Raw genomic sequence first — 22963 nt, forward strand, 5'->3', positions numbered from 1 at the left:
GTTGTCCATGTATCAAACACATTCACTTAATGAAAAAATTAAACTGTTCTTCACCATCTTCTTCCCGATTTTGGTGACGCAAGTGTCCTTTTACTTAATCAGCTTTTTTGACACGGTCATGTCAGGCCGTGCCGGTGCCGTCGATTTGGCAGGCGTCGGCGTCGGGTCGAGTCTATGGATGCCCGTCTATACGGGGTTAAGCGGGATTTTGCTCGCTGTCGCACCAATCGTCGCGCAGGCGCTCGGGGCACGCAACGTCCAACAGATTCAACGGACGCTGTATCAAGGTGTTTACTTAGCGATCGGGTTGAGCGTCGCGACGCTCGTTCTCGGCTTCTTTCTCGTCCCAAGCGCTGTCGACGGCATGGGGCTGAGTGAAGAAGGCAAACGGATTGCCAAAGGGTATTTGCTCGCACTCGGATTCGGAGTATTGCCGATGTTTTTGTTCAACGTGCTGCGCACACTCATGGACTCGCTCGGCAAAACACGAATTTCGATGCTGCTTATATTATTAGGGTTACCCATTAACGTCGGGTTAAACTACATCTTCATCTTTGGAAAACTTGGTGTGCCGGCATACGGCGGTGTCGGGGCCGGGATTGCCTCGGCGATCACCTACTGGTTGCTGTTCTTTATGGCGTTCGCGTTCGTCCGGAACGGAAAACCGTTCCTCGAATATCGCTTCCTGCGCTCGGTGGAACGTCTTATGTGGCCGAGACAAAAAGAGTTGCTCAAGCTCGGCACGCCGATCGGTCTCGCCATTTTTGCCGAAGTCAGCATCTTCGCGGCAGTGACATTGCTCCTTAGCGCCTATGGTGACAATATCGTCGCGGCCCACCAAGCGGCCATCAACTTCGCCTCGTTCGTCTATATGTTGCCGTTGTCGGCATCGAGCGCGCTCACCATCGTCGTCGGGTACGAACTCGGGGCAGGGCGACTCAAGGATGCGGTGCGCTATGCTAAAATCGGGATCGTACTCTGTCTGGCCGTCTCGCTCTTCTCGGGTGGTCTTTTGTTCTGGCAAAATGAACGGGTAGCCGCGATTTATACGAACGACGCGGCCGTCGTGGAACTCGCGGCCCACTTCATGATCTTCGCGGTCTTTTTCCAACTGTCGGATGCGGTCGCCGCACCGATTCAAGGGATTTTGCGTGGCTTCAAAGACGTGAACGTGACGCTCGTCTTGTCGCTTATCGCCTATTGGGTGATTGGTCTCCCGCTCGGCTATACACTCGCCGAACAGTTCGGCTTCGGACCGGATGGTTACTGGATCGGGTTGATCGCAGGTCTTGCGGCAGGCGCCGTCTTGTTGTTCATGCGTCTCATTCATATCGTCAAACGGTATGAGGGGAAACCGCTCATGAACGAGACCTCATAACCTGCAAAAGTTGACGTCACTGACGTCAACTTTTGTTGTTTTAGGCATGAATAAGTCGGGCAAAGGATTGAGGGAATCAATCCTTTTTATAAAACAAAATTGGTCTATACAACTATACTGATTTTTGTTATGATGACGATGAAGCTACTTGAGGAAAGGTGGATGACCAATCATGGTGATCATCAACGCACAGATCGTTTCGGGGGACAAGACATGGGAACGAGGATATATCCGGTTCGACGGAGCGACGATTGAGAGCGTCGGTTCGATGGATGAGTATAGAGCAGAAGGTGAGACGGAGCTCGATGTGGACGGGGCGCTTGTGACGCCGGGCATGATCGACGTTCATATCCACGGCGGGTATGACGTCGACACGATGGATGCGGATGAAGACCGATTGCGTCATCTCGCCAAGTCGATGCTCGCTGAAGGGGTGACATCATTCTTTGCGACGACGATCACGCAGTCACCGACTGCCATCACGAAGGCGCTACAATCAGCCCGGACTGTCATCGAGGCTGGAGACACGTCGCTCGTCGGCATCCATCTAGAAGGACCGTTCGTCAACGTCGATAACGCGGGGGCGCAACCGGCAGAATATATTATCGACCCCGACGCGGAGCAGTTCCGGACATGGCAACAAGAGGCCGGCGGGCACATCCGTCTCGTCACGTATGCGCCGGAACGTCCAGGGGCACGTGAACTCGAACGAGCGATGCTTGAGACCGGGGCGGTCGGGTCGACCGGGCACACGAACGCCACGTTCGCCGAGAACAAGGAAGCGAACGTCAAACATGCGACGCACTTATACAATCAGATGCGCGGACTTCACCATCGGGAGCCGGGAACGGTCGGCTATTGTTTATTGGAGCGGGACGTCATGGTCGAAATAATTCCAGACGGGATTCACAGCCGTCACGAGATGGTCGACTTCGCCTATCGCATGAAAGGGGCGGACGGGCTCGTCGTCATTACGGACGCAATGCGGGCGAAAGGGCTTCCGGACGGTCGCTATGAACTCGGAGGCCAACCGGTCATCGTTGCGGACGGGGCAGCCTGCCTTGAAGCCGGAAATTTGGCCGGTAGCGTCTTGGCGATGGACGCTGCGTTCCGAAACGTGGTCACGTTCACAGGATGCACATTACCTGAAGCGGTGAAGATGACGTCGACGAACCAAGCGCGTGAATTCAGATTGACGAACAAAGGATCGATTGCGGCCGGCTTTGATGCGGACCTCGTCATTTGGGACGATGCGCTGTCGGTCACGACAACGATTCTTCAAGGACGTATCGCTTATTCGAAGGAGGATATGGAATGAACATACTAGTTGCGAAAACACCGACAGATGCAGAAACGATCGCTTATACACTCATCACTGAACGATTGGCCGGGAAACGAGAGTTCGTGCTCGGGCTGGCGACGGGGAGCACGCCGGTCGGCATGTATCAGATGTTCAAACGTGACAAGCTTGACTGCAGTCATGTCACAAGCGTCAATTTAGATGAGTACATCGGACTCGCACCGAGTCATCCGCAAAGTTATCATCACTTCATGGAAGAGCGCCTGTTCAATGACGTCCCGTTCAAAGAGAGCCATGTGCCTCGTGGTGACGCGGAAAATCCGGAAGCGGAAGCGGCACGATACGAACAGCTCGTCCGGTCGATCGGGGTCGATCTTCAATTGCTTGGCATCGGAGAGAACGGACATATCGCCTTCAATGAGCCGGGTACCGCGCTCGATGCGAAGACGCACGTGACCGAACTGACCGAGTCGACGCGGGAAGCGAACCGTCGTTTCTTTGACACGATTGAAGAAGTGCCGACACATGCCATCACGATGGGGCTCGATACGATCATGAACGCGCGAGAAATTGTACTCGTCGCAACAGGTGCTCGTAAAGCGGAAGCCGTGCACCACATGATTGAGAGCGTACCGACGATCGAGTGGCCGGCTTCCATCTTACAGGCGCATCCAAGCGTCACCATCGTTCTCGACGCCGAAGCGGCTTCAGGATGCAGTGACGTGTTACAGGCACGTGGCAGCGAAGCGGCCGACCGATTCTTTTCCATCCGAGCTTAACGACCTGGAGACAAGTGTCTCCAGGTTTTTTTATGGCCAACTGTGGGAAATTGTATGGAAATGGATTTGTAATCAAAACGTTTTCGACAAAAGTCGAGGATTCCTCTATAATAGGTGAAGCTCATATCAATCGACCGTGAAGGAGAAACTCATGAATTCAAGAACCCAGGCTCGTAGACGTCGCAAAGGCCCGTCTGCGTTTTATAAGCTGTTCAGCGCCCTCGTATTGATCGCCGTCATCGTTGGCTCGAGCATGTATGGGACAACGTTTTATAAAGCACATAACATGTTGTCCGGTACGCAAGTGACACTTGAGGATGATCCGACCCTCGAACCGACGCGATTCGATAAAGAGGATACCGAGAGCTTCCTCGTGCTCGGGACGGACTTGTCCCCGCAGAAGAAAGCTCGTGGTGAATACGGTCGTTCAGACGTCATGATCGTCGTCATTTTGAACAAGAAGAACAAGCAGACGACGATGCTCAGCATCCCGCGTGATTCGTACGTCAACATCGATTACACGGGCTTCAACATCCCGTACGGCAAGACCGGACTCGATCAAGACAAGATCACGCATGCGTATTATTTCGGCTCAATGGATGAATCGAACCCGAATAACGGGATGCGAGTAGCGACAAACACAATTGAAGACTTGGTCGGCATCGACATCGATCACGTCGTCTCGCTCAACTTCCAAGGGTTCGTCGACTTCATCGATGCCGTCGGCGGCGTCGAAATCGATGTCCCGTTCTCGTCGGAACAGAAGAGTTATGACGCTTCCCGTGAAGTCGTCCAAGTCGAAGAAGGATTGCAACAGTTGTCAGGTGAAGAGGCACTCGCTTACGTCCGGAACCGCTATGACGACCCACGCGGTGACATCGGACGCGGACAGCGCCAGATGGAAGTGATCAACGCGGTCCTTGACCAAGCGCTCGGCACATCACTCATCAACAACTATGACAAGGTGTTGAGGGCGGTCGGTGACAACATGCAGACGACGCTCGGTCCAAACGACTATATGCGCCTGATCGAAGACGTCGGTGCCCTCAACAACACGGTCCAGTATCAGTTGACCGGTGAAGGGGCCCGTGGCAACGACGGCCATTTCTATTACTTCTTGAACGAGCCGTTACTCGAAGAAGTCCGTTATCGTGTCCAACAGGCCGATGCGGGCAATGAAGTGGAGCCGATGACCGATACAGAGCTCGAAACGTATATGTATGACCCTGCCGGCATCACGTACGAAGCACAATAAAAAATGGTTTGCCGTCCGCGGCAAACCATTTTTTTACGTCCGATCCATGGAGACGGTGAACGAGTAGGCGTCACCACGGAACAAGGAACGGCTATATTCGAACATGTCTCCGTTTTCGAGATACGTTCGTTGATCAATCAAAAGGACAGGGGCGTTCGGAGAAATCGTCAACAGCTTCGCTTCTTCCGGCCCCGCACTCCGTGCCTCGAGCGTTTGGGTCGCGTTCTTTAATCGAAGGCCGGACTGCTCGGCAAACTCATAGATTGAACCGACGGCAACCGTCTCGGTCAGTTCTGGCAACAAGGCGACCGGAATATACGCGGTCTCGAGGGCGAGCACGTTCTCATCGGCGAGACGCAACCGTCGCATCTCATAGACGGGGGTATCGAGGGACACGCTCAACTTTTGAGCGATTTTCGCTGGGGCTGGAATCGTCTGGAACGATAACAGGCGGCTGAACGGTCGCATGCCTCGATGTTTGATTTCTTCTGAGAAACTCGTCAATCCAGACAGTGCCATCGTGATTTTCTTGTTGGCGACGAACGTTCCCCGGCCTTTTTGCCGACTTAAGTAACCGGCGTTGACCAAGTTCGTGATCGCTTGTCGGACCGTCATCCGACTGACATTATAGCGCTCGGAAAACTCCCGTTCGGATGGGATCGATTCTCCGGGTTGAAGCTCGCCGGCATCTATTTGTTGCTTTAAATAGGCTTCGATTTGATAATAAATAGGTAGCGGTGATTGTTTATCAATCTGTAACATGCATATCGCTCCTGACCTCGAAAGTAAGTGTTTCTTATTATAGACCAAATTAGACTAGTTGTCTGAACATATCCTACAGAAAAGGCGGCGACAGTAATGAATTCATGGCAATTTGAAACGACGGTGACCGAGACTCGCGCCGATGCGCGCGGGACATGGATCTCGCTTGAATCCACATTATTTTATGCAGAAGGCGGGGGACAACCACCGGATGCCGGGACACTCAACGGAGAGCCCGTGCTCGATGTGCAACGGGTCGACGAGATCGTCTGGCACTTGATCGAACGTGCGCTTGAACCTGGAACGCTTGTGACCGGCATCGTCAACGACGCTGTCCGACGCGACCATTCGATTCAACATACGGCCCAGCACGTGTTGACGGCTTTGCTAGAGGATGAGTACGGTATTCAGACGCTCAGTTTCGGGATTGGGCCAGCCGAGTCTTCGCTTGAAATCGATACGGATACATTCGATTGGGATCAAATCGAGTCGCTAGAACGGGACGTGCAACGCATCATCTTTGAAAACCGTCCGGTCCATGTGCGTGAATTCCCAGCCGAAGAAGTCGAACAAGACCGTTTACGAAAAGCGACCGACCGCACCGGAACCGTCCGCATCGTCGCCATCGACGGCCTCGATTACAACGCCTGTGGCGGGACCCATGCGGATTCAACGGGTCAACTCGGAATCGTCCATGTGACCTCGATGAAGAAAGTTCGCGGTAATGTCCGTTTGACGTACGTCGCCGGTCTTCGGGCCTTGGCCGAGGTCCATTCGTCCCGGACCGCGCTACGGACGATTCATCAAACGTTGTCGACGACGAACGAGACGGTCGCCGCCCGTGTCATCGAAGAACGGAATCTTCGGCTCGAGCGGGACAAAGAAGTGAAGGCGCTCGAGGCCCGCGTCGCGAAAGCGAAAGTCGCTGCCTTCTTGCAAGAAGACAATTATGTCATCACCCACATCGGCAAGACGGAAGCAGAGACGCTCACGACGACGATCGTCGAACGGATCGCCGCGACCGGACGGATTGCCGTCGGAGCCAATCATACGGGTCAAAAGCTGTGGCTCATGCATGACGGGACACACGACATCGCCATCGGTAAGTTTTTGAAACGGACGCTCGACGACCTCGGCATCGGTCGAGGGGGCGGCAGTCACAAACAAGCGCAAGCCCGCTTCGAGTCTGTCCTCGAGTTAGAACGAGCGACAGCGGAGATTGTGAAGCGGCTACAGGAAGGAATGGTATCATGTTGAAGATTGAACACGGGAACGACTCGAAACTGATTGAACTGGCCCGGTCTGTGCGGCAAACGGTGTTTATTGGCGAACAAGGGATCGCGCCGGAACTTGAGTATGATGAACTCGACCCGGACTGTATCCATTTTGTCGGAATGGTGGACGCTGAGCCTGTCACGACGGCACGTCTGCGCCCAATCGGTGACGGGGTCGGGAAAGTCGAACGGGTCGCCACACTTGCCGCGAAACGCGGTAACGGGTATGCCAAGGAGATCATGCTCTCGATTGAATCTGTCGCGCGGGCGAGGGAGTTACACGAGCTCAAACTAGGGGCGCAACTGACGGCACTTCCGTTCTATGAACGACTCGGGTACGAGGCGTACGGCGATGAATTTTTAGATGCTGACATTCCACACCGGATGATGCACAAGGCGTGGTGACCATTGTTTGAAATTTTCCTTTTTTCTAAAAAAAGGTTGGCAAGCCGGGAAGCATTTGTTATAACTAAAACTAACAACTGACAGATAGAGGTTGCGAATGACATGAGTAAGCTTGATCGACACGGACGCATTCCGGATCGAGCCGAAAGGGGAAATTCGCCGAAGTCGACGTTCGCATGCGTACGAACGAAGGCTGGGGTAGTCGTGAATAACGCCTACACTGCCATGGATGAAATGCCATGGAGCGCTATCTACGGAACGATTCTTTAATCGTTTTTCAACTGCGCGTACAAGCGGCAGACCGTAGGGAGAGTGCTTCCTACCGGTCTGCCGCTTTTTCTGTTGGTGGACATCATGAAAGTGGGGAACCTGATGACAACCGTATTGAAATTCGGAGGCAGCTCCGTTGCCACGATTGAACAAATCCAGGCTATTGCTGAATATTTACAGACTCGGGCCGCCGCCGGTGAAAAGCTCGTCGTCGTCGTTTCCGCGATGGGGAAAACGACTGACTCACTCTTGTCACTCGCCAAACAAATCACGGAACGTCCGATGATTCGTGAACTTGACCGCTTGCTCGCGGTCGGTGAGGAGCAGACGATCAGCCTGCTCAGCATCGCTTTGAACTCTCGGGGCGTGGCCGCCATCTCGCTCACCGGACAACAAGCCGGCATCGACACGATGGGCATTCACACGAAAAGTAAAATCAAAGCGATTCGAAAAGAAGTGTTAGAAGAAAAACTTCGGACGTATGACGTCGTCATCGTCGCCGGTTTCCAAGGTGTCAACGAGTTCGGTGATGTGACGACGCTCGGACGGGGTGGGTCGGATACGACGGCCGTCGCCTTGGCCGCCGTGCTCAGCAAACGTTGTGAAATCTATACAGACGTCGCCGGGGTCTATACGGCTGACCCGCGCATCCATCCGACGGCCCGCCGATTAGATACCGTCTCGTATGACGAGATGATGGAGATGAGCGCGCTCGGGTCGAAAGTGATGGAGATGCGCAGCGTAGAGCTCGCGAAAAAATTTGATGTGAACATCTTTGTAGGGAAGACGCTTGCAAGCGAAGGAGGAACATGGATCATGGATATGACACAGGCGATGGAACAAAAAGCGGTGACGAGCGTGAGCGTCGTGAAAAACGTGCTCAGTGTCTCAATCAAACACATTCCACATTCGGTGGCAGGAGTTGCCGACATTTTCGAGAAGTTGTCACAGCGTCATGTCAATATCGATATGATCAGTCAGACGGCGTTCGATGGAGAAGTGTTCTTATCGTTCACGTGTCCGCTCGATGAAGAGGCGTTCCTCGAAGAAGCGCTCGCGGAATTGACCGAGACGTTCCCGCAAATCAAAATCGACCGTCATACCGAGCATGCGAAAATTTCGGTCGTCGGCATCGGGATGCGTGACGCGACCGGCGTCGCCGCTGAGCTGTTCGCCACATTCCGTGAGAGCGGGATCCCATTCTATCAAGTCACGACATCCGAGATCAGCATCTCGTACACGATTAACGATCAAGACGTTGAAACGGCGGTCGCAGCCATCGCCGAACGTTTCCATTTATAAGGGGGAGTCACCATGTATAACGTAGCCGTCGTCGGCGCGACCGGAGCCGTCGGTCAAAAAATGATTGAAGTCTTGACCGAATACGAGTTTCCAATCAACGAATTATTGCTTTACGCTTCAGCCCGTTCAGCCGGAAAGACCGTGAACGTGAACGGAAAAGATGTCGTCATCCGGGAACTGTCGGACACGATTTATGCCGACCCGATCGATATCGCGCTTTTCTCAGCCGGGGGGAGCCTCAGTGAACAATATGCACCTCGTCTGAGTGAGCAAGGGGTCATCGTCATCGATAACTCGAGCGCGTTCCGGATGCAAGCGGACATCCCGCTCATCGTCCCGGAAGTGAACCGAGTCGAACTGAGCCCGGACAAGACACTCATCGCCAATCCGAACTGCTCGACGATTCAATCGGTCGTCGCACTCGCACCGCTTGCGGAAGTATACGGGTTGACGCGCGTCGCTTACACATCGTATCAAGCCGTCTCCGGGTCGGGTCAAAAAGGGATTGAAGACTTGGAACGCGGAGCGCGCGGCGAGGAACCGAAAAACTATCCGTATCCGATTTACGATAACGTCTTGCCGCACATCGATGTGTTCTTAGAGAACGGTTATACGAAAGAAGAACAGAAGATGATTGAAGAGACACGCAAGATTTTAAACGCGCCGAACCTCGGTGTCACCGCAACATGTGTCCGTGTCCCGGTCCGCAACAGCCACGCCGTCTCCATCACGGTCACGCTCGACCGCGAGGCGACGCTAGCCGAAGTGAAAGCCGTGCTCGCGGACGCGCCAGGTGTCGTCCTCATGGACAACCCGGGCGAACTCGTCTATCCGACACCGCTCGATGCGAACGGGACAGACGACGTGTACGTCGGTCGTGTCCGTGTCGACGAGTCACAGCCGAACACGTTCCATCTCTGGTGTGTCGCTGATAACGTTCGAAAAGGCGCGGCAGCGAACGCCGTCCAAATCGCCCAATGCATGATTGGGCAGACTGCTACGAAATAAGGGGGAGATTATATGTTCACAGGAGTCGCAACCGCACTCGCTACACCGTTTCAAGCAGACGGTCAGCTAAATCTCACAGCGTGGGAAGCATTGATTGAAGATCAAATTAAAGAAGGTGTCAGCGGTCTCGTGATCGGGGGAACGACCGGTGAAGGCATGACCATCACGGACGACGAGTTCGAGACGCTTCTCGTCAAAGCGATTGAAGTCGCGGCCGGTCGCGCCGTTATCATCGCCGGAACCGGGTCGAACAACACGGCGCTCAGCATCCAAAAGACGAAACGGGCCGCCGAACTCGGAGCCGAGATGGCGATGGTCGTCACGCCTTATTACAACAAGTCGACGCAAGCAGGTCTGATTGCCCACTTCACAGCAATCGCCGACGCGTCACCGATTCCGCTCATGCTCTACAACGTACCGTCACGCACGGGTGTCGCCCTTGATCCGGCGACGGTTGGGGAACTCGCCGATCACCCACGCATCGCTGCGCTCAAGGAAGCGAGTGGGGATATCTCGGTGATGGCTCAAATGATGGCGCACGTGCCGGAAGGCTTCCCAGTCTATTGCGGGAACGACGATCAAATCCTTCCTTATATGGCTTGGGGCGCGCAAGGTGTCGTCTCGGTCCTCTCGAACGTCTATCCGGGTGCGACGGTCGCTTTAACCGAAGCGCTCCTCGCTGGAGATTTAGAGACGGCCCGCACATGGCAGCTCCGACTGCTCCCGGTCATCGACGAATTGTTCGCGGAAGTGAACCCGATTCCGGTCAAAGCGGCACTCAATGCACGCGGCTTCGAGTTCGGTGCACCACGTCTCCCGCTCGTCCCGATGAGCGCGACGGCCGAGGCCCGCTTGTTGTCGGCAATGGAGCAGTTCAATGAGGTGAGACAGTGAACTTACTCATTCATGGCTACGGAGCGATGGGACAGATCGTCGAAGAAGTCGCCCGGACACAAAACTTGAACGTTGCGGCCATCGTCTCACCGGCCGGAGGAGAGCATCCCGTCTCGTTGCAAGACGTCGAGGCCGACGTCGATGTCGTCATCGACTTCTCGAACCCGGCACTGTTAGATGATGTGCTCGCTTTCGGGAAAGCCAAGCAAATCCCGCTCGTCATCGCGACGACGGGTTTCTCGGAAGCGGAACTTGCCAAAATTGAAGCGGCGTCTCAGGAGATCCCGATTTTCCAGTCGTATAATACGTCTTATGGGATCGCGCTCCTGAAACAGCTGCTCGACCAACTCGTCCCGCTCACGATCGGTTATGACATCGAAGTGATTGAGGCGCACCACCGTAAAAAAGTCGACGCACCGAGCGGCACGGCAGAACTGCTCGCCCGTGCCATCGAAGCCAAACGCGATGTGACACCGGTATATGACCGGACACCGCGCCGCGAAGCGCGTGCAGCCGATGAACTCGGCATGCATTCGGTACGCGGGGGGACGATTTTTGGAGAACATACCGTCCTCTTTGCCGGAGACGACGAAATGCTTGAATTGAAACATACGGCCCTGTCCAAACGCGTCTTCGCGAACGGGGCACTCGCCGCGGCGGCAACGATTCTCGACCGCCCGGCCGGATTATACAATTTAACAAACCTATACGAGGAGGCCACTCATGTTACTCACAAACGCTTATGAAATCGCGCAATACATTAAAGATGCCAAGAAAGAAACGCCTGTCAAACTATACGTCAACGGTCAGTTGGCCGGTCTAGACATCGAAGGGGCGAAAGCATTCGGGACCGACGAATCGAAATTATTCCTCACGACGGCCGAACGCGCAGCCGCTTTCGTTGAAGCGAACGCAGCGGTCATCACAGATACGCATCTCGAATACGACCGCCGGAACAGCGCCGTGCCGATGCTCGACACGACGAAATTGAACGCGCGCATCGAACCAGGTTCGTTCATCCGGGACCACGTTCAAATCGGCAATAACGTCGTCGTCATGATGGGTGCCGTCATCAATATCGGTGCCGTCATCGGTGACGGATCGATGGTCGACATGAACGCGGTCATCGGTGCCCGTGGAACGCTCGGGAAGAACGTCCATCTTGGAGCCGGCGCGGTTGTCGCCGGTGTCCTTGAGCCACCTTCAAAAGACCCGGTCATCATCGAAGACGGCGTCATGGTCGGTGCGAACGCCGTCATCTTGGAAGGCGTCCGTGTCGGTGAAAACGCAGTCGTCGCAGCAGGGAGTGTCGTCACGCAAGACGTCCCAGCAGGAAGCGTCGTCGCCGGAACACCAGCCCGTGTCATTAAGCAAAAAGATGAAAAAACCGCAGAAAAAACACAACTTGTTGATGACTTACGCTCCCTGTAACGTATAATAGACAGAAAATATAAACAATGAATGGGAGAGTTGAACAATGGAACAGTATGGACAATGGATGTGGCAAGACGGGGCTTGGATCGAGCCGAGTGACGCGAACACGAGTATCATGACGCACGCGATTCACTACGGTAGCGGGTTCTTCGAAGGGATTCGGGCATACCACACAGAGGAAGGCCCGGCCATCTTCCGACTCCGTGAACACTTGGAGCGACTCGTTCGTTCGTGTGCATACTATCACGTCGACTTGCCGTACACGGTCGATGAGCTCGAACAAGCGACAATCGAATTGATTGAACGCAACGGCTTCGAGGCTTGTTACATCCGCCCATTCGTTTTCCTCGGCACACCTTGGCAGGCACTCATGCCGACGCAGGAAACGAAAGTACACGTCGCGATCTCGTGCTGGCCGCTCGGCGAATATTTCAGCAAGACGGTCGGGATCCGCGCGAAAGTCGCCTCGTATCGTCGTGTTTCTTCGACGATGATGCCGATGCAAGCGAAAGCGGCGGCGAACTATATGAACTCGCAACTCCTTAAAGGAGAAGCGGTGCGCGATGGATATGATGAAGCGATCGCCCTCGACATGAACGGAAACGTCAGCGAGGCGAGCGTCGCCAACATCTTCCTCGTCAAAGGAAACAAAATCTTCACACCGTCACTCGATTGCTCGGTGCTCGACGGCATCACGCGTCAAACGGTGATCGAACTCGCCCGTGAGGAAGGATTCGAGGTCATCGAACGCCACATCGGACGTGACGAACTATATGTCGCAGATGAAATCTTCTTAACGGGGACGGCGGCTGAAGTGACGAGCGTCATCGAAATCGACAACATCTCAATCGGCGGCGGCGTCCAGACGGTCGCGACGAACATGCTCGCGCGTTACCGTGAGGCTGTGACGGGACAAATTCCGACACACCGCGATTGGATCACGTTCGTCAAAGCTGGAGTCAAAGAATAAAGGAGTTTTTTGTATGGGAGTCACAATTGACTTGAATGCGATTCGCGAAAACAAACGTCGGATTGAAGCGCTTGGCCGACCGGTGTTCGCCGTCGTGAAAAACAACGCCTATAACTTAGGGATGGAGCCAGTTGTGACGACACTGTACGAAGAAGGGGTGCGTCACTTCATGGTGACGACGCTGGACGAGGCGAGCGAGGTCCGGGCATCAGCTCCGGAAGCGCGCGTCCTCGTCATGAACCCGGTCTATGACTGGGCAACCGTCCATCGTGACCATCTTGACGTCGCCATCGGTTCCTATGACTGGCTCGTCTCGCAACGGGATCAGTTGGACGGTGTCCGCCTTCATTTAAAGCTCGACGTCGGGATGAACCGATTCGGTGCCAAGACGTTCAAAGAAGCGCTGGCCATCGTCGCGTTTTGCCAAGACGAGGGGCTCGACCTCGTCGGGTTATGTACTCATTTCCCGCTCGCTGACGCCGACAAAGCGGAAATCGAACACAGTGTGCACGTGGAACGGTTCGCCGACTGGTCGAATCGTCTCATCGAACGGCATTCGTTCGACATCGTGCATGCGGCCAATAGCGCCGCGACACTACAAGCGGATCCGCGCCTCGGGCATTGCACCCATGTGCGCGTGGGAATCTTCCTTTATGGTTACTCTTCGGTCGAACCGGTCGATTGGCTCATCCCGGCGTTTCACTGGGATGCGGAAGTCGTCGCCGTCCATGACATCGAGGCCGGTGCCCACGTCGGTTACGGTACGGGCTACACGGCCGAGACGAATGAACGCATCGCTGTGCTCTCGGTCGGTTATGGCGACGGACTTATGCGAGCCCGGCGCTTCTTACCGGCCCACATCGAAGGACGGGCCTATCCGTTCATCAGCAACATCTTCATGAGCCACAGTTTTTTACGCGTCGATGACACCGTACAAGTCGGAGACGTGGTCGAGCTCTATGGCTATACGACAAAAATAGATGACGTGACCCGCACCGGGCACGCCAACAATTCAGAACAATTATGCGCACGCTCATGGCGTGTCCCGCATCGCTTTGAAGGAGGCAATGTATGTACACCACCAACCAATCAGTTTGTATGATCGAAGGCGTGTCCGTCCGTGAACTTCAAGCGACGTACGGGACACCGCTCTATATCATGAGCGAGCCTGAACTCGAGCGTCGCCTCGGCCTCGTCCGTAACGCGTTCCTCGACAAGTATCCGAACACATATGCGCTCTACGCATCAAAAGCGATGTCGATCGCGGCCGTGTACGATAAAGTGATGGCAGCGGGCTTAAGCATCGACGTCGTCTCACGCGGTGAGATGTTCGTCGCGCTCCACGCAGGTGTCCCGGCTGACCGGATACACGTCCACGGGTCGAACAAGACGGTGCAGGACATCACGTTCGCACTCGAGAACGGCATCACCCATTTCACGATTGACAATATGCGCGAAATCGGACTGTTGTCGGGCCTCGCGGTCGAACACGATGTCGACGTCGACGTCCTGCTCCGCATCGTCCCACAAGTCGTCGGAGGCGCCCATGAGGCGATTCAGACGGGTGGGGTCGACACGAAGTTCGGCTTCCCGACCCACGACGACACGTATCTCGAAGCGATCAAGGCGACGCTGCAGGCGGAACGTCTGCATTTGCAAGGCATCCACTGTCACGTCGGCTCGCAGATTCAAGAACCGACGTTGTTCATCAATACCGTCAAGACGATGGTCAACTTCATCGAGACGATCCGTCAAGAGACAGGATACACGGCCGACGTCTTGAATATCGGTGGCGGCTTCGGTGTCGCCTATCTCGAGTCGGACGACCCGCTCGACTTCGCCGACACGATGACACAAGTGATGGACACGCTCGTCGCGGAAGTGGAACGCTTCGGCTTGCCGCTCCTGAAAATTGGGATCGAACCAGGCCGTTGGCTCGTCGCCAACGCCGGTGCGACGCTCTATGAAGTCGGGACGGTGAAAGAAGTGAGCGGTGTCCGCACGTATGTCTCGGTCGACGGAGGCATGACGGATAACATTCGTCCCGCCCTCTATGATGCCGAGTATGATGTGATTGCGGCGACACGGATGGATGAACCGAAGACGATTGAAGCAAAAATCGTCGGGGCGTGTTGCGAGTCGGGAGACATCATCTCGAACCGTTCGCTCATCCCGCCGGTCGAAGCTGGCGATCTCCTCCTCGTCAAAGCGACGGGAGCGTACAATTTCTCGATGGCGAGCAACTATAACCAGATGCTCCGCCCGGCCGTCGTCTTCGTGAAAGATGGCAACCATCGTCTCGTCGTCCGCAGACAGACGCTCGAAGACTTGGTCGCCTGTGAGGTCGTTGGGCAATCGACATGATAGAACGAACGCATTCCTAACTCAGGGATGCGTTCTTTTTGTCGAAGTCATTCTCCTTCAAATGAGAAATGTTTTCAATTATGATGGAATAGATAACAGAGGGGGAAGTGACTTCAATGGAAAAGACAGCAGGACAACAGTTAATTGAGTCGCGGCGGACGATTCGGATGTTCACTGAAGAACCGATTGCGACGAAAGTACTCTATGAGTTGTTGGCATCGGCGCATCAGGCACCGTTTCATAACAAAGTTGAACCGTGGAATCTTTATTTGTTCAACGGGGATGGAAAAGACGTCTTGCTTCAGGCGCTCGAACCGGCGTTTCAAGATGGACCAGAGGCGAAGCGCGAGAAAATCGCGGGACGCATCCGGAACGCCGCAGCTTGCGTCTACGTGACGACGAAGCATTTCGAGACGGACAAAGGGAAGAAAGATGCGCTGCTCGCGACGGCGACGATGATTCAAAACTTTCATTTATTGTGTAGTGAGCAACAGATCGGCCTCGTCTGGCGGACGGGCGGTATTTTTGAGGATGCCAGGCTTCAAGAGATGATTGGGGCTGAGGGTGAGACGTTTGTCGGACTGCTCCAGCTCGGTCGTTACGAAGATGTACCGCCGACGAAGCAACGTCAATCGATTGACGCTTGCTTGACGATTTTTGAGTGAACGAAAAGGTCCGAGCGTAGGTGACTACGATCGGACCAGTATTTATAGGTCAATGCGACTGAGCCGTTCATGTGAGCGCTCAGTTTATTTTTTTAACTTGGCTGCGAGCCAGTCTTGAATGACATTCGTTGGAATCATTTTGTTCACGTTCCCTTAACTTTAGTTTCTTCCCCTTTAGTATTATCCGATTGCAATCGTTCCCAAACCTCTCGATGTGTTCCTTGCAGCGTATCGTCGAACGAATCCTCGATATGCAGGCAATAGCTTGGGTTAACGGACGAGGCGTACAAGTCTAACATGAGTTCGGCATGGTTTGGATACATTACAATTGGCCCCTTTCGACACGTCGGCTTGACTACATCCTCAGTATACAAAGGAAACATGAAGAAAAATCGGGATTATCGTTAACAATTTATGAATCTTGTTAACGCTTTCACAATCTTTGTGTCGATGTGAGTGGCTCGCATGTCGTCAAGTACTGCTCAGCCCGTTTCGCGTATTTGTTGACGGTCCGTTCCATGATGAAGCGATCCTCGTCATTGAGCGGACGGACGACTTTGGCGGGCACGCCCATGACCATGACGCCTTCCGGGATTTGCATGTTCGGTGTGACGAGTGCACCGGCTGCGATGAATGAACCTTTGCCGATTTTGGCTCCGTCGAGGACGGTCGCATGCATGCCGATGAGACACCCTTCTTCAATTTCGCATCCGTGAATCATCGCCATGTGTCCAATCGACACCCGGTCACGGATGATGGTCGGGGACCCTTCATATTGATGGACCATCGATCCGTCTTGGATATTCACGTAAGAACCAATTTGAATCGGTCCCTCATCGCCTCGAATGACCGTGTTGAACCAGACGCCGGAATGAGCGCCAATCGTGACATCGCCGATCACGTGGGATCCAGGTGCGAGAAAAACCGTCTCGTCAACTTGCGGCATCAATTTGCCTAATTTGTACTGCATAAGTGTAACCCCTTTCAAACAGATATGCTTTCATTGTCGCATAAGTTGAAAAAGAAATTGCGCCTGAAAGATTATTCTTGTTAAGATAGTAAAAATACGTAGGAAAAAGGAGACACACAGATGGAGAAACAACATTTGATCGACATCGCGGCGAAGAAAAAGAAAGCAGCGGTCGTCTTTAAAGATGTGGCGGTCATCGACGTCTACAGTCGTGAGACGATTCGCACGGATGTCGCTATCGATGCGGGATACATCATGGCCATCGGGGACGGCTACGAAGGGGAGACCGAATACCATGACCCGTCTTGGACGCTCGCACCGTCATTCATCGATGCGCATGTCCACATCGAGTCGTCGATGGTACCTCCTCACGAGTTCGCCAAAGCGGTGCTTCCGCTCGGGGTGACGACGGTCATCGCCGATCCGCACGAGATTGCGAACGTGAACGGGGCACTCGGCATCGAGTATATGCTCGCCGACGCTAAAGGGTTGCCGCTCGACGTGCGGATGATGCTCCCGAGCTGTGTGCCGGCGACGCCGTTCGAGCACGCCGGGGCGAAGCTATACGCCGAGGACTTGGCGCCGTTTTTAGGGGACCCGGGCGTCCACGGTCTCGGCGAGGTGATGGACTATCCGTCTGTCGAGTCCGGAAGTGCGGATATGTTTCAAAAAATCGCACAAACCGAACACGTCGGGAAAGTCGTCGACGGCCATGCTTCGGGCCTCGGTCCGGACCAGCTGAACGTATACCGGACGGCAGGGATCATGACCGATCACGAATGCACGACGGCCGAAGAAGCGCTCGAACGGGTCCGGCGCGGCTTTTACGTTCAAATTCGTGAAGGGTCGGTCGCGCGGAACGTGGAGAAAGTCAGCCAGGCCATCACGGAAAGCAACGCTCACCGTTTCCTGTTCTGTACGGACGATAAACACTTGGACGACCTCGTCGCCGAAGGCGGGATCGACTACAACATTCGCATGGCGATCAAACAAGGTGTCAAACCAGAAACGGCCTATGCCATCGCTAGTCTGCACGCGGCCGAGGCATACGGACTCAAAGATGTGGGTGCCGTCGCTCCGGGCAAACGAGCAAACTTTGTGATCTTGTCAGACGTCCAATCGGTAAAAATCGAAACCGTCTACGTGAACGGGGAAGTCGTCGCCAAAGAAGGCAAGGCGACGTTCGAAGCCGACGGGATTGAAGTGCCGAAACCGATGAAAGGTGAGCTCGAACTACCCGATTTGACGGCGGACTCGTTCCGTCTAGCCGTGAAAGAAGAAGCGGTCGATGTGATTCAAGTATTGCCGAACAGTCTCTTGACGAAGCGACAGCGTCTTGTCTTCACACCTGACGCGTCCGGAGCCGACCTCGCCCAAGACATTGCCACGCTCGCCGTCATCGAACGCCATCACGGGACGGGTCACATGGCCCTGGCCCCGGTGACAGGGTTTGGCTTGAAGCGGGGTGCGCTCGCGGCGACGGTCGCCCATGATAGCCACAACCTCGTCATCGCCGGGGTGAGCCCGGACGACATGTTGCTCGCTGCCGAAACACTTGAAAAAGTGGGCGGTGGTGTCGTCGCGGTGTCAGAAGGGAAGGTGCTGGCGGTCTTGCCGCTCGAAATTGGAGGACTCATGACGAAACGTCCGTATGCGGAAGTGGCGGACGTGCTCGAACAGTTGAACGATGCGCTCGACGTCGTCGGCGCCCATCGTCATTTCAATCCCTATTTGACGATGTCATTCCTTGCGCTCCCGGTCATCCCGGATTTGAAGTTGACCGATATGGGACTATTCGATGTGACGACGTTCTCATTCATCGAGTCGTAAGTCAGTCTAACGTATGATTTTTGTTAAGAACGACCCGAAACCATTGAACGCTCTTGGTTAAGTTGGTATAGTTACGACAAGTTTCATCGGTACAAATGGAAAGGGGGGATATAACAGATGGAACAAGTTGCTTACAAGCGGTCATATGATGAACATGGGGATTTGATCAATTCTGTATATCGTGCCTTTCAAGACCGATGTCAAGAATTGCCCGACGAGACGCGGACGAAACGACGGTTGCGTCGTCTCGTCTTGCTGACGATTAAAGACCATACATCGTCGCATGCGGAACGATTCATCTTGTATCATTTCTTTAGTGATTTCTTTAAAGCGGTCGAGTCAGACGACCAAGCAGCGCTCGCGGTGTTAAAACAAATCATCCGAGATGAAAAAAACTATTGATTAGTCAGTACGACCTATGATAGTTTAGACGTAACTTTAAATGAATATTCGTGCTATCGATGAGGTAGAGGTGCGATGCTGATGAGTAAGTAGTCCGAGGATGACAACGGTGAAGACTACAGAAAGGCAAGATCGCCGAAGTGTAAAGTCATGTCTCTGACTTTGTGCTGGGCTGACGGGAAATACCCGTCAGACTGCCATACATATTTACGTATGGAGCGCTCCAAGTCGGCTAAGAAAGACGGAACATCCAGCGAGGGTGTCGGCTTTGTTGCCGATGCCCTCGCTTTGCGTTTTTTTAAGCATAGGGGGGCCTCATCTCTAACAAAAGAGGAGGAAATCAACATGGTAGATTATTCAACATCGGTACTCTCACTCGTACCGGCTTTACTGGCCATCATAATGGCCATCACAACACGGAAAGTCATTCCATCACTCGGTGTCGGGATTATCGCAGGGGTGCTACTGCTACACAATTTCAATCTGCTCGAATCGATTCAATATTTATGGTCTAACATCGTCGCGTTATTTTGGGCGGATGGGGCCATCAATGAATGGAACGTGCTGTTGATCGCGTTCTTGCTTTTGCTTGGCATCTTGTCGTCCATCATCCAAACGTCGGGCGGGGCCCGTGCGTTCGGAGAGTGGGCGGCCTCTAACGTCAAAACGGCTCGTGGCGCTCGCCTCGTCTCGTTCGGTCTTGGGATCTTGATTTTCATCGATGATTATTTCAACAGCCTAGCAGTCGGAAACATTAGCCGACCGCTGACGGACCGAAAAAAAGTATCACGCGCGAAACTCGCTTATACGATCGATTCGACGGCCGCACCGGTCTGTGTCATCAGCCCGCTCTCGAGTTGGGGAGCGTACATCATCGCCATCATCGCAGGAATTCTTGCGAAGTACTCAATCGACAGCTACTCGTCATTCTCAGCGTTCATCCAAATCATCCCGATGAACTTCTATGCCATCTTCGCACTTATGTTGACGGCATATGTCGCTTACACGGGACTCGCAATCGGACCGATGCGTACACATGAGCTACGTGCCCTTCAAGGTGAACTCTACGATTCATCGAAAGGCGCACCGATGGGGATGAGTGAAGATATTAAAGAACACGATGGCGGGAAAGTCCGCGACTTGATTGTCCCAATCATCGTGTTGATCATTGCCACTGTTTCAGCCATGTTGTACACAGGCGGACAAGCGCTTGCTGCCGATGGTCAAAGCTTCTCGCTTCTCGGTGCGTTCGAGTCGACAGATGTGACACGGTCACTTGTGACCGGTGCCGTCATCAGCTTGCTCGTTGCGCTCTTGCTCTTGATTGGTCGTAAAATTCCAGCTAAAGACTACGGTCATGCGACGTGGGCCGGTATCCGTGCCATGTGGCCCGCTGTACTCATCTTGCTCTTTGCCTGGACGATCATTGCCGTCATCGGAGATATGAGAACGGGTGATTACTTGGCAAGTTTCGTCACAGATTCGATTGCAGCGTCTTACTTGCCGCTCATCTTGTTCGCGATCGCTGGTCTGATGGCGTTCTCGACAGGGACGAGCTGGGGGACGTTCGGTCTCATGCTTCCAATCGGGGCAGACTTGATTATGGCCGTCGATCCGGAACTGTTGCTCCCGACACTCGCGGCGGTGCTCGCTGGTGCGGTGTTCGGTGACCACTGCTCACCGATTTCGGATACGACGATCCTCAGTTCGACGGGTGCCGGATCGCACCATATCGACCACGTGTTGACACAACTTCCATACGCGTTGATTGCGGCTGGTGTGTCAGCGGTCGGGTATTTGGTCCTCGGGATCACAGGCTCGATGTGGATCGGCTTCTTCGCGGCATTCGCGACGTTTGTCGTGGTCCTTGTCATCGCGCAAATCATTTCTAAACGCGGACGCGTGCCAGCTGATATGCGCGCTGAACGCGAAGCGTAATTCATCTAGATTAAAGGCGTGCCACCGCTCGTGGCACGCCTCTTTTTTGTATTGGCATAGGTGTCGATGCACAAACAAGCCCTGCCACAGGAGTGACAGGGCTTGCTGATTAGTTGACGTCCAACCACTTGAAGCTAGCGTCAGCTCCGAACGGATGGCGGTGCATGTTTTGAATGTTTGAGCGTTCGAGGTACGCTTCACCTTTTTGATAGATCGGTGCGATCGCGAAGTCATCTTCGAGCAAGATGCGTTCTGCTTCTTGCATCGTTTCCCAACGTTTCATTTGATCAGCTTCTTGTTTCGCGCTTTGGATCAATTTATCGTACTCGTCGTTCGAGTAGGCCATCCGGTTGAACGGACCGTCCGTTACCCACATGTCGAGGTACGTCATTGGATCCTGGTAGTCAGGGCCCCAGCCAGCAGCTGAGACGTCGTACTCACCTTTACCTTCAAGGTCAAGGAAGTTTTTGAACGGCTGTTGCTTGATGTTGAGCGTGAGGCCAGGGAGGTTCTTCTCGAGCTCACCTTTGATGTACTCGTTGACTTTCTTGAACGCTTCTTCATCACGGGAGAGGAATTCAAGTTCGATCGTTTCGACGCCAAGCTCGGCAAGACCTTTATCCCATGCCGCTTTCGCTTCGTCGACGTTGTAGCTTTGAAGGTCTGGATACTTCTCGCGGAAGTCGGCTCCGTCTTCTGTGAACGTGAAGTCTTTCGCGACGATATAGTTGGCCGGCTGTGAGCCGTCTGTCAAGATGACGTCTGTGACACCTTGCTTATCGAAGCCTTTCGCGAGCGCCTCACGAATGTTGACGTTTTGGAGTGCTTCGTTTTTCTGGTTGAAGCGAAGGAAGTTGATGCGTGCGTCGGCACGAGTCTTGAACTCTTCGCTGTCTTGGAATTGTGGTACGAATTCAGACGACAAGAGCGTGTAGTCGACTTCGCCCGATTCGAACAAGTTGACACCCGTCGCGACTTCTTTGACGACTTTGACGTTGATTGTCTCCATCTTGACGTTTTCAGCATCCCAATAGTCCGGGTTCTTTTTGTACACCCAACCTTCGTTGTCTTGCCAGCTGTCCAAGACATAAGGTCCGTTGTAGAGTGTCTTATCAACTGCTGTCGCGAACGACTCGCCTTGCTCTTCGACAAATTCTTGCTTTTGCGGCATATATGTCGGGAACCCTGTCAACCCGAGGAAGTAAGGGGCCGGTGCTTCCAATTGAACTTCGAGCGTCTTCTCATCGACCGCTTTCGCGCCGAGCGCGTCGAGTTCTTCTTCGCCTGCAAGAATTTTGTTGGCATTTTTCAAGTCTTGAAGGATGTACGCATATTCCGCGCCTGTCTCTGGGTTGAGGGCGCGCTTCCATGAATAGACGAAATCTTCGGCTGTGACCGGTGAGCCGTCTGACCAGTTCGCGTCACGCAATTTGAAGGTGTATGTAAGTCCATCTTCTGAAATCTCAACGTCTTCCGCAATTCCCGGTACCGGTTGGTTATTTTCATCCAGACGATACAGTCCCTCGAAGACGTTGTTCGTCACGATGACTGACGTCGAGTCCGTTGTGAGCGTCGGATCGAGCTGTGGTAAATCTGTCGCCGAGACGAGCGTGATTTCCTTTTTCGCATCACTTGATGAAGACCCTTCAGACGAATCTGTTGTTTCTTCTCCACCGCCACATGCTGCTGTCGCAAGCAAAGCGACACCCGATAAAGCTAACCATTTTTTGTTGCGCATTGTGTTACCTCCCGAAAATTCTGAT

Annotated in this window: 21 protein-coding genes, 1 pseudogene and 2 riboswitches; of the genes and pseudogenes, 19 read left to right on the forward strand and 3 right to left on the reverse strand. The window is 53.9% G+C overall.

The window, feature by feature from the left end; all coding sequences use genetic code 11:
- Nucleotides 1-7 precede the first annotated feature (7 nt).
- From KNP06_RS12575 to KNP06_RS12590, 4 genes are all read left to right on the forward strand, one after another.
- Nucleotides 8-1378 (forward strand): MATE family efflux transporter, encoded by a 1371-nt coding sequence (locus KNP06_RS12575; protein ID WP_214789231.1) that lies wholly within the window; start codon nucleotides 8-10, stop codon nucleotides 1376-1378.
- Nucleotides 1379-1550: 172 nt separating this feature from the next.
- Nucleotides 1551-2696 (forward strand): N-acetylglucosamine-6-phosphate deacetylase, encoded by a 1146-nt coding sequence (nagA, locus tag KNP06_RS12580; protein ID WP_214712273.1) that lies wholly within the window; start codon nucleotides 1551-1553, stop codon nucleotides 2694-2696.
- Nucleotides 2693-3457, forward strand: a complete 765-nt coding sequence (gene nagB / locus KNP06_RS12585; protein WP_214712270.1) for a glucosamine-6-phosphate deaminase — start codon at nucleotides 2693-2695, stop codon at nucleotides 3455-3457. The genes nagA and nagB overlap by 4 nt, the downstream gene beginning before the upstream one ends.
- Nucleotides 3458-3608: 151 nt before the next feature.
- The gene (locus KNP06_RS12590; protein ID WP_214789233.1) at nucleotides 3609-4712 is read left to right on the forward strand and encodes an LCP family protein; all 1104 of its coding nucleotides are present in this window, start codon (nucleotides 3609-3611) and stop codon (nucleotides 4710-4712) included.
- A 33-nt stretch (nucleotides 4713-4745) separates the two neighbouring features.
- Here the strand turns inward: KNP06_RS12590 and KNP06_RS12595 are convergent, their stop codons facing one another.
- Entirely contained in the window at nucleotides 4746-5474 is a 729-nt protein-coding gene (locus tag KNP06_RS12595; protein WP_034781265.1) for a GntR family transcriptional regulator, read from the reverse strand.
- Between the two features lie 90 nt (nucleotides 5475-5564).
- On the opposite strand from KNP06_RS12595, the pseudogene KNP06_RS15430 reads away from it, so the two are divergent.
- The 12 genes and pseudogenes from KNP06_RS15430 to KNP06_RS12650 form a co-directional block, all read left to right on the forward strand.
- Nucleotides 5565-5792: pseudogene (locus tag KNP06_RS15430) on the forward strand (alanine--tRNA ligase-related protein); the annotation flags it as partial.
- Between the two features lie 222 nt (nucleotides 5793-6014).
- On the forward strand, nucleotides 6015-6731 hold the full coding sequence (locus KNP06_RS12600) for an alanyl-tRNA editing protein (RefSeq protein WP_353048614.1): 717 nt from the start codon (nucleotides 6015-6017) through the stop codon (nucleotides 6729-6731).
- Nucleotides 6725-7153, forward strand: a complete 429-nt coding sequence (locus KNP06_RS12605) for a GNAT family N-acetyltransferase (protein WP_214789239.1) — start codon at nucleotides 6725-6727, stop codon at nucleotides 7151-7153. Before KNP06_RS12600 ends, KNP06_RS12605 begins: the two co-directional genes overlap by 7 nt.
- A gap of 77 nt (nucleotides 7154-7230) precedes the next feature.
- Nucleotides 7231-7411: riboswitch (Lysine riboswitch) on the forward strand.
- A 114-nt stretch (nucleotides 7412-7525) separates the two neighbouring features.
- Nucleotides 7526-8725 carry an aspartate kinase gene (locus tag KNP06_RS12610; protein WP_214789242.1) on the forward strand — a complete coding sequence of 400 codons (1200 nt, stop codon included), beginning with the start codon at nucleotides 7526-7528 and terminating at the stop codon, nucleotides 8723-8725.
- 12 nt (nucleotides 8726-8737) lie between these two features.
- Nucleotides 8738-9733, forward strand: a complete 996-nt coding sequence (locus KNP06_RS12615; protein ID WP_214712263.1) for an aspartate-semialdehyde dehydrogenase — start codon at nucleotides 8738-8740, stop codon at nucleotides 9731-9733.
- 12 nt (nucleotides 9734-9745) lie between these two features.
- Entirely contained in the window at nucleotides 9746-10627 is an 882-nt protein-coding gene (gene dapA, locus KNP06_RS12620) for a 4-hydroxy-tetrahydrodipicolinate synthase (protein ID WP_214712261.1), read from the forward strand.
- Nucleotides 10624-11373, forward strand: coding sequence for a 4-hydroxy-tetrahydrodipicolinate reductase (dapB, locus tag KNP06_RS12625; protein ID WP_214712260.1), 750 nt, complete (start codon nucleotides 10624-10626; stop codon nucleotides 11371-11373). The genes dapA and dapB overlap by 4 nt, the downstream gene beginning before the upstream one ends.
- Nucleotides 11351-12058: a 2,3,4,5-tetrahydropyridine-2,6-dicarboxylate N-acetyltransferase gene (gene dapD / locus KNP06_RS12630; protein WP_034781255.1), complete on the forward strand. Its 708-nt coding sequence runs from the start codon at nucleotides 11351-11353 to the stop codon at nucleotides 12056-12058. The genes dapB and dapD overlap by 23 nt, the downstream gene beginning before the upstream one ends.
- A 46-nt stretch (nucleotides 12059-12104) precedes the next feature.
- Nucleotides 12105-13031 carry a branched-chain amino acid transaminase gene (locus tag KNP06_RS12635; protein ID WP_034781253.1) on the forward strand — a complete coding sequence of 309 codons (927 nt, stop codon included), beginning with the start codon at nucleotides 12105-12107 and terminating at the stop codon, nucleotides 13029-13031.
- 13 nt (nucleotides 13032-13044) lie between these two features.
- Nucleotides 13045-14133, forward strand: a complete 1089-nt coding sequence (alr, locus tag KNP06_RS12640) for an alanine racemase (RefSeq protein WP_214712250.1) — start codon at nucleotides 13045-13047, stop codon at nucleotides 14131-14133.
- The gene (gene lysA / locus KNP06_RS12645; RefSeq protein ID WP_251131594.1) at nucleotides 14103-15395 is read left to right on the forward strand and encodes a diaminopimelate decarboxylase; all 1293 of its coding nucleotides are present in this window, start codon (nucleotides 14103-14105) and stop codon (nucleotides 15393-15395) included. The genes alr and lysA overlap by 31 nt, the downstream gene beginning before the upstream one ends.
- Before the next feature lie 116 nt (nucleotides 15396-15511).
- The gene (locus KNP06_RS12650; RefSeq protein ID WP_034781247.1) at nucleotides 15512-16060 is read left to right on the forward strand and encodes a nitroreductase family protein; all 549 of its coding nucleotides are present in this window, start codon (nucleotides 15512-15514) and stop codon (nucleotides 16058-16060) included.
- 433 nt (nucleotides 16061-16493) lie between these two features.
- Here KNP06_RS12650 and KNP06_RS12655 read toward each other — a convergent pair whose 3' ends face one another.
- A complete protein-coding gene (locus KNP06_RS12655; protein ID WP_214789244.1) occupies nucleotides 16494-17030 on the reverse strand; it encodes a gamma carbonic anhydrase family protein in 537 nt (178 codons plus the stop codon).
- 120 nt (nucleotides 17031-17150) lie between these two features.
- On the opposite strand from KNP06_RS12655, the gene ade reads away from it, so the two are divergent.
- The 3 genes from ade (at nucleotide 17151) to KNP06_RS12670 (ending at nucleotide 21200) form a co-directional block, all read left to right on the forward strand.
- The gene (ade, locus tag KNP06_RS12660) at nucleotides 17151-18860 is read left to right on the forward strand and encodes an adenine deaminase (protein ID WP_214789246.1); all 1710 of its coding nucleotides are present in this window, start codon (nucleotides 17151-17153) and stop codon (nucleotides 18858-18860) included.
- 117 nt (nucleotides 18861-18977) lie between these two features.
- Complete coding sequence (locus KNP06_RS12665; RefSeq protein ID WP_214789248.1) at nucleotides 18978-19262, forward strand: hypothetical protein; 285 nt, start codon at nucleotides 18978-18980, stop codon at nucleotides 19260-19262.
- A 57-nt stretch (nucleotides 19263-19319) separates the two neighbouring features.
- Nucleotides 19320-19494: riboswitch (Lysine riboswitch) on the forward strand.
- Nucleotides 19495-19607: 113 nt separating this feature from the next.
- A complete protein-coding gene (locus KNP06_RS12670) occupies nucleotides 19608-21200 on the forward strand; it encodes a Na+/H+ antiporter NhaC family protein (RefSeq protein WP_214789250.1) in 1593 nt (530 codons plus the stop codon).
- Between the two features lie 109 nt (nucleotides 21201-21309).
- Here KNP06_RS12670 and KNP06_RS12675 read toward each other — a convergent pair whose 3' ends face one another.
- The gene (locus KNP06_RS12675; protein WP_214789252.1) at nucleotides 21310-22938 is read right to left on the reverse strand and encodes a peptide ABC transporter substrate-binding protein; all 1629 of its coding nucleotides are present in this window, start codon (nucleotides 22936-22938) and stop codon (nucleotides 21310-21312) included.
- Nucleotides 22939-22963: the final 25 nt, after the last annotated feature.

The sequence above is a fragment of the Exiguobacterium sp. s21 genome (assembly GCF_018617975.1).
GTDB classification, from domain to species: Bacteria; Bacillota; Bacilli; order Exiguobacteriales; family Exiguobacteriaceae; genus Exiguobacterium; species Exiguobacterium mexicanum_A.

What these genes read in the sequence shown, in the direction of transcription:
- KNP06_RS12590 (WP_214789233.1), top strand. Translation starts at nt 3,609, where the DNA reads ATGAATTCAAGAACCCAGGCTCGTAGACGTCGCAAAGGCCCGTCTGCG.
- KNP06_RS12665 (WP_214789248.1), top strand. Translation starts at nt 18,978, where the DNA reads ATGGAACAAGTTGCTTACAAGCGGTCATATGATGAACATGGGGATTTG.
- KNP06_RS12675 (WP_214789252.1), bottom strand. Translation starts at nt 22,938, where the DNA reads ATGCGCAACAAAAAATGGTTAGCTTTATCGGGTGTCGCTTTGCTTGCG.
- nagB (WP_214712270.1), top strand. Translation starts at nt 2,693, where the DNA reads ATGAACATACTAGTTGCGAAAACACCGACAGATGCAGAAACGATCGCT.
- alr (WP_214712250.1), top strand. Translation starts at nt 13,045, where the DNA reads ATGGGAGTCACAATTGACTTGAATGCGATTCGCGAAAACAAACGTCGG.
- KNP06_RS12605 (WP_214789239.1), top strand. Translation starts at nt 6,725, where the DNA reads ATGTTGAAGATTGAACACGGGAACGACTCGAAACTGATTGAACTGGCC.
- KNP06_RS12650 (WP_034781247.1), top strand. Translation starts at nt 15,512, where the DNA reads ATGGAAAAGACAGCAGGACAACAGTTAATTGAGTCGCGGCGGACGATT.
- KNP06_RS12610 (WP_214789242.1), top strand. Translation starts at nt 7,526, where the DNA reads ATGACAACCGTATTGAAATTCGGAGGCAGCTCCGTTGCCACGATTGAA.
- ade (WP_214789246.1), top strand. Translation starts at nt 17,151, where the DNA reads ATGGAGAAACAACATTTGATCGACATCGCGGCGAAGAAAAAGAAAGCA.
- KNP06_RS12655 (WP_214789244.1), bottom strand. Translation starts at nt 17,030, where the DNA reads ATGCAGTACAAATTAGGCAAATTGATGCCGCAAGTTGACGAGACGGTT.
- dapD (WP_034781255.1), top strand. Translation starts at nt 11,351, where the DNA reads ATGTTACTCACAAACGCTTATGAAATCGCGCAATACATTAAAGATGCC.
- KNP06_RS12635 (WP_034781253.1), top strand. Translation starts at nt 12,105, where the DNA reads ATGGAACAGTATGGACAATGGATGTGGCAAGACGGGGCTTGGATCGAG.
- nagA (WP_214712273.1), top strand. Translation starts at nt 1,551, where the DNA reads ATGGTGATCATCAACGCACAGATCGTTTCGGGGGACAAGACATGGGAA.
- KNP06_RS12575 (WP_214789231.1), top strand. Translation starts at nt 8, where the DNA reads ATGTATCAAACACATTCACTTAATGAAAAAATTAAACTGTTCTTCACC.
- KNP06_RS12670 (WP_214789250.1), top strand. Translation starts at nt 19,608, where the DNA reads ATGGTAGATTATTCAACATCGGTACTCTCACTCGTACCGGCTTTACTG.
- KNP06_RS12615 (WP_214712263.1), top strand. Translation starts at nt 8,738, where the DNA reads ATGTATAACGTAGCCGTCGTCGGCGCGACCGGAGCCGTCGGTCAAAAA.
- dapA (WP_214712261.1), top strand. Translation starts at nt 9,746, where the DNA reads ATGTTCACAGGAGTCGCAACCGCACTCGCTACACCGTTTCAAGCAGAC.
- KNP06_RS12595 (WP_034781265.1), bottom strand. Translation starts at nt 5,474, where the DNA reads ATGTTACAGATTGATAAACAATCACCGCTACCTATTTATTATCAAATC.
- lysA (WP_251131594.1), top strand. Translation starts at nt 14,103, where the DNA reads ATGTACACCACCAACCAATCAGTTTGTATGATCGAAGGCGTGTCCGTC.